Genomic DNA, 5948 nt, shown 5'->3' with positions numbered 1-5948 from the left:
GCTCCAAAACCGTCGGTTGCCCTGATGACCACCCAGCTCCAGCTGGAAGCCGAACGGAGGAAGGTCGCCGCCCTTCAGGAACTTGTCGCCGCTGCCAGCCACGCCGGCGCCGGATTCGTCGGCCTCCAGCAGGAGCAGGATGCCCTGCGGCTGGAACTGGCGGCGGAGCAGCAGATCGTGGAGGGTGCCCGGGCGGCGCTGGAGGACGCGGAGGCCCGGCTCGCCCGGCGGCAGGCAGAACTCCTCGAGCTCCGGGCCTACAAGCGCCGGATGCAACCTGCGCTCAAGCGCGCACTGGCCGCCGCCGGTTCGGACGGGCTGTTCGCGACGGCAGGTGAACGCCTGCGGCACGATGTGTACCTCGCCTGGGCCGGGAATGTCCCGGCGTTCGACAAGGCGCGGCAGGTGCTGCCCTCGGAGTGGCAGGCCGGGCCGGAGTTTGCAGCGTCCCTCTACGGCTTCACCGGGCCGGGAGCTGTCGCGAAAGCGCTGAAGGCCACGGTGGAGGTCCTGACCGGGACGGCGGAGCGGAATGGGGCGCGTGAAGTTCATGCGCTGCGGGCGAACCCGGGCGGAGACACAGCCCAGCTGGTGCGCGCGGACGGTGCAAAATGCTTCCGCGCGGCGATCGAGCAGAACGTGGCGTCGGCCCGGCGGCTGCACTTTTGGCGACTGCCGGATGGAACGGTCGAGCTCTCGCGCGTCGTGGTCCACGACGACTTCAAGCCCTGACTTGGAGTGCGGGGCGGCCCAGCAGGTTACCGGCGCGCAGGACCGCCACCAGCCCGAAGTCAGGGTCCACTGCCACGACGTCGGCGCGCATCCCCGGCAGCAGGCTCCCGATCTCGGCCTCAAGGCCGAGGATTCTGGCCGGAACCAGGGTCGCCGCCTTCACGGCGTCTGCGGGCGCCACCCCGGCCCCGATGGTCCGGCGGACCACCTCAAGGAGCGTGGCCGTGCCGCCGGCGAGGGCGCCGTTGCTCTTCAGCTCCGTCACGCCCCCGCAGACCACCACGGCGGAGGGGCCAAGCTCGTAATCGCCGTCGGGCAGGCCGGTGGCCGCCATCGAATCGGTGACCAGGGCGATGTTGTCGGCGCCGACCAGCCCGAACACCATCCGGACTGTCTCGGGGTCCAGATGGACACCGTCGCCGATGAGTTCCACGGCAACGGTGCCTTCGGCCGCCAGGCGCAGGCACGCTGCCACAGGCCCGGGGTTCCGGTGGTGGAGCGGCGGCATCCCGTTGAACAGGTGCGTCACCGTCGGCCGGCGGCCCGTTTGGGTTGCCGCACCGGACTCCAGGGACTCGGCTGCGCTGGAAAGGGAGTCAGCAGTGGTGCGGGCGTCGGCATCAGTGTGGCCCACCGAGGGCGTGACCCCGTGTCCGGTGAGCAGGCGGACCAGCCCGCCGGCTCCGGGCAGTTCCGGGGCATACGTCATGGTCTTGAGGGTGCCGCCGGCGGCGTCCAGCATCCGGCCCAGCAGCGCCGGGTCGGGGTCCCGGAGCCACTCCGGGTTCTGCGCCCCGCAGCGGGCCCGGGCGAGGAACGGCCCTTCGGAGTGGATGCCCGCGATGAGGCCCTCCTCCGCGAGCGGCCTCAGCACACCGATTCCCCGGACGAGCTCCTCAGCAGAGGCAGTCACAAGGCTGGCCAGCAGCGTCGTCGTTCCACTGCGGTGCAGGAAACCGACGGCGGCGCGGCAGGCCCGGGTGCCGCCGGTGGGGAAGCCGCCGCCTGCGGCGCCGTGACAGTGGAGGTCAACAAGTCCGGGGAGGATCGAGCTGCCCGGCGGAAGCTCTAGCTCCCGGGCGCCGCGGAAGCCCGCAGCGTCGAAGCCGGCCCGGGGCCCGGCATAGGCAATCCGTCCGTCAGTCACGGCGACCACGGAATCAGCCGCGGCGGTGCCGTCCGAGATCAGTGTCCCGGCCAGGAGATAGGCGGCGGGCCTCACATCTTGGCGAGTTTGGCCCGCACCATCATAAAGACGCCGTAACAGATGAGGCCAATGCCGACGGCGGCCAGCATGTACACGCCGAACGGCTGGTCGCGGAGGGCCTTCAGGCCGCCGTCGAGCCCGGTGGACTCCTCCGGGTGCACCTTGATGGTGGCGATGATGACCAGCAGTCCCACCAGCAGCAGCGCAATGCCCTTGGCGGCGTAGCCCACGACGCCGAGGACGATCACGGCCATCCGTGCCTTCTCGGCGGCGGGCAGGCGGAGGTATTTGGTGAAGGACTGCCGGAAACCGCGGATGGCGTAGACAACCCCGGCGATCGCCACCGCCGCGCCGACGGCGAGCAGGAGCAGATAGCCTCCAGGTGCCTTCATCACAGACGCCGTGAAGTCGCTGGTGGAGCTGCTGTGGTCTTTGCCCGCGCCGATTGCGAAGGAGGCCAGAGTCACCGCGAGCCCGGCGTAGACCACGGCCTGGAGCGCGGCTTTGGCCTTCTTTGCGGCCTTTTTCTTCACTGGAAGATGCTCAAAATCGAAGATGGCGTCACTTGCCTGCCACACGGCCAGGGCCACGCACGCGGCGAAGCAACTCCACAGCAGTAACGGCCCGGCCGGCTGTCCGGCGAGTTGCCCGACGGCCCCGCTGACGTCAGCCTCGCCCTGGCCGCCCATGGCGAGCCGGATCGCGACCACCCCGATCAGGAAATGCAGGATGCCGCTGACGGCAAACCCGGCCCGGGCCACCGGTTCGAGCCACCGGGAGTTGGTGATGTCCTCGGCCGCGTCCGCGGCGTCCTTCAGTTCTCTTTTGATGATCGATCCTTCAACTGACTCGGTGGTTCCGCCGGACTACGGTTCCGCCCGGTGTATGCCTTTTCTGTCTCTTCGGTAATCGTGCCACGCGGAGCCCGCCGGCGACAGCGTCGCCGGCTGGTTGGCCTAGCGGCGGCGGTAGCTGAGGTCGAAAATGAGCCGGCCGGCGTCGTGCGCCTTGTTTTCGAAACTTGTCAGGATCCGCCCGTCGAACCGCGGCGCCCAGCCGCCGGTCTCATCGGTGCCTTCGTTGGGGCCGGTGTGTTCGGTGCTCACCGGTGCGCGCCCCTCCTTCACGGGGGCTCCGCCCACGAGGGACTCGACGCCGGATTCCCAGACCTGCGTGAGGGGGCTCTCCGCGCCGCTGCGTTCGCCGTCGTGCAGGTTCTCGAAGTCGGGGGAGCCGGCCAGGACCTCCCGCACGTGGACGGCATAGTTGGACCAGTCCGTCGCGATCCGCCAGATGCCGCCGGGCTTGAGGGCCCGTGCGGCAAGCTCGGCGAAGGCCGGCTGGATGAGGCGGCGCTTGTGGTGCCGGGACTTATGCCACGGGTCGGGGAAGAAGACCCAGAGTTCCGTCACGGATCCGGCCGGCAGCATGGTGGCGAGCACCTCGGGGGCATTCGCCTCCACGACGCGGACGTTGGCCAGCCCGCGGCTGTTGATCTTGATCAGGGTGTTGGCCAACCCCGGGGTATAGACCTCAACGGCCAGAAAGTCCCTGTCCGGGTTCTCCTCGGCGGCGTGGCATACGGCGTCGCCGAGCCCCGAGCCGATCTCCACGACCAGCGGGGCCTTCCGGCCAAATTCGGCTTCGACGTCGAAGACGTAGTCCGGGTGCACGGACGTGTTGGCGATGTGGCGGGGGACATCGACGGCCCACCGGTCGGAATGTTCCTCCCAGGCGGTCTGCCGGCGGCCTTGCAGGCGGGTGCCCCGGCGGACAAAACTGACCGGACGGCCGCCGTAGGTGCCGAAGGAGGCCTGGGTGCCGGGGGTCACCGGGCGTGATTCCTGCGGTGATTCGGGGGATTCTGGGGATTCACTCATCCCTTCCAGAATAGTGGAGTCCCGGCGTGCGGCCGGCTCGGCAGGTTTGGCGGGCAGGGCAGCCGAGCGTGACTCCGGTGGCACGGCACGCGGCGAAGATCCTGCCAGAATGGGGTCCGTGACTGTACCGAAAAGCTCCCAGGACCCCACCCTCAGCGGCATCAGGGTTGGCGAACGCCCTGGCCTGCTGGTCGACGCCGAGATCGACGACGTACCCGCGGCGGAGCCTACCCGGGTCGGCAGCCGCCGCGGCCTGGTCTACCTGGGGGTGTGCCTGGTCCTGATCGGGCTGAATCTCCGCACGGTCTTTTCCAGTTTCTCCGCTGTTCTACCCGAGTTAACGGCCGACGCCGGCCTGCCGGGCTGGGCCGTCGTCGTCCTCACCACGGTGCCGGTGACGCTGCTCGGGGTCTTCGCGCCGCTCGCTCCCGTCCTGGCCCGCCGCTTCGGTGCCGAGCGCGTGCTGCTGGGTGCCATGGCGGTGCTCACCGCCGGGCTGCTGCTGCGGCCCCTGGAGGCCGCAGGCGCCGGTCACCTCCCGGCCCTGCTGGCGGGGACAGCGGCCTGCGGTGCCGCGATCTCGCTCTGCAATGTGCTGCTGCCCGGCCTGGTGAAGCGTGACTTCCCGCACCGGCTCGGCCTGATGGGCGGCCTGTACACCACGGCGATCTGCGCTTCCGCGGCCCTGGGCGCCGGATTCACCTACCCGGTTTTCAGCGCGACCGGGGACTGGACCGCGGCCCTGCGGTTCTGGGCGCTGCCCGCCGGCGTCGTTCTCCTGCTCTTCCTGCCGCTGGCCATCAGGCAGCGCCACGGCCGGCACCAGACGTCGCGCAGCGGCGTGAATGTGTGGCGCTCGGCGGTCGCCTGGCAGGTGACCATCTTCATGGTGCTGCAGGCGATGATGTCCTTCAGCGTTTTCGCCTGGCTGGCCCCGATCCTGCGCGAACGCGGCGTGGACGGCGGCACCGCGGGCGTGATCGTCTCCGTCTCGATCGTGTTGCAGATGCTGGGGTCCTTGTTCGCCCCGGCCCTCGCCACCAGGCTCCGGGACCAGCGCACAATCAACACCGTGGTCGCGCTGATGACCGGTGGCGGCTTCGCGCTGAGCATCTTCGGCCCGCTGCCGCTGATCTGGCTGTGGACCGGGCTGCTGGGCCTGGGCCAGGGCAGCCTGACGGCCGTCGCGCTCACCATGATCATGGTCCGCACCCGGGACGGCCACACCGCCGCGCACCTGTCCGGGATGATGCAGGGTGTGGGCTACGGGGTGGGCTCCGCCGGCACCCTGATGGTCGGCCAGCTGCACCAGTCCACGGGGTCCTTCGCGGCGGCGGGTGTGCTCTTCCTTGCCGTCGGATCGCTGGCCGCCGTGTTCGGCTACCGTGCCGGCCGGAACCGCTTCATCGGCGGCTGACGGAAGCGGCCCGCTACAGGCCGGCTTTCGCGAAGACCTGCTGGATAACGGTGGTGGCCGAATCGACTGCGGCCTGGACATCGCCCTGTGCGAGGGGCCGGAAGTTCATCGTGCCGACCTCCACCGAGAGTGTTCCCCGCCGGGCGCCGAGGCGGACGTAGGAACGGCCGGATCCATCCGAGTTCTGGTACCTGAACCCATGGCGGGAATCGGCGTCGAGCCGCACATTCAAAGGCTCAACCGGTGACCAGTAAGGCTGGCCCTGGCCCAGGACGTTCGCCTGGATGGACGGGCAGTCCTTGATCGCCAACGTCCGGATGTCGAAGGGGTACGGCTGCGCGACCGATGTGCCCATGCTGATGATGGTCACCTCGAGCGAGACCACCTTGTCGGCGGTGGAGGCGATGCCCTGGGCCATGGTCGCCTGGCCGGCCAGGGTTCCGTAGTAGGCGGCGTCGTCGTAGGCGCAGCCGGCCTGCGAGGGGAGTGGAATGACCCCTGGGGTTCCTGGGATCACCCGGGCATCGGTCGGGGTTACGAACAGCTCCGTGCCCGCCCCTCCCGTCACTCCCTGGAGCAGCTGGCGGAGCTCTTCGGGGCTGTGCGCGCCGGCCGGATTCGGCTGCGGGGCGCTGGGCGGGTTCTTTACCGCCTCGTCGATGAGGTCCCGGGCGAAGCCTGCCATGGACTCCACCGCCCGGGCAGTCGTTTC

5 protein-coding genes and 1 pseudogene are annotated in these 5948 nt (G+C 69.8%); 2 read left to right on the top strand and 4 right to left on the bottom strand.

Features of this window, described 5'->3' with window-relative positions; translation table 11 throughout:
- On the top strand, positions 1–732 hold a 732-nt coding region (locus BJQ90_RS14540), incomplete at its 5' end, for a hypothetical protein (protein ID WP_226760954.1).
- Here BJQ90_RS14540 and nagA read toward each other — a convergent pair.
- The 3 genes from nagA to trmB all read right to left on the bottom strand — a co-directional run bounded on the left by nagA (position 722) and on the right by trmB (position 3819).
- The gene (gene nagA, locus BJQ90_RS14535) at positions 722–1954 is read right to left on the bottom strand and encodes an N-acetylglucosamine-6-phosphate deacetylase (RefSeq protein WP_226760953.1); all 1233 of its coding nucleotides are present in this window, start codon (positions 1952–1954) and stop codon (positions 722–724) included. The two genes, BJQ90_RS14540 and nagA, sit on opposite strands and share 11 nt — an antisense overlap.
- A complete protein-coding gene (locus BJQ90_RS14530; RefSeq protein ID WP_226760955.1) occupies positions 1951–2757 on the bottom strand; it encodes a DUF1206 domain-containing protein in 807 nt (268 codons plus the stop codon). Before BJQ90_RS14530 ends, nagA begins: the two co-directional genes overlap by 4 nt.
- Positions 2758–2895: 138 nt before the next feature.
- Positions 2896–3819 carry a tRNA (guanosine(46)-N7)-methyltransferase TrmB gene (trmB, locus tag BJQ90_RS14525; RefSeq protein WP_226760952.1) on the bottom strand — a complete coding sequence of 308 codons (924 nt, stop codon included), beginning with the start codon at positions 3817–3819 and terminating at the stop codon, positions 2896–2898.
- Positions 3820–3928: 109 nt separating this feature from the next.
- Between trmB and BJQ90_RS14520 the strand changes: the two genes are divergently transcribed.
- Complete coding sequence (locus tag BJQ90_RS14520; RefSeq protein ID WP_226760951.1) at positions 3929–5236, top strand: MFS transporter; 1308 nt, start codon at positions 3929–3931, stop codon at positions 5234–5236.
- Between the two features lie 13 nt (positions 5237–5249).
- Here BJQ90_RS14520 and BJQ90_RS14515 read toward each other — a convergent pair.
- Positions 5250–5948, bottom strand: a pseudogene (locus BJQ90_RS14515) (hypothetical protein); the annotation flags it as partial.

The organism is Arthrobacter sp. SO3, assembly GCF_020532825.1.
Taxonomy (GTDB): domain Bacteria; phylum Actinomycetota; class Actinomycetes; order Actinomycetales; family Micrococcaceae; genus Arthrobacter.
The sequence above is the reverse complement of the archived record's forward strand: the minus strand, read 5'-3'. Positions and strand labels throughout refer to the sequence as shown.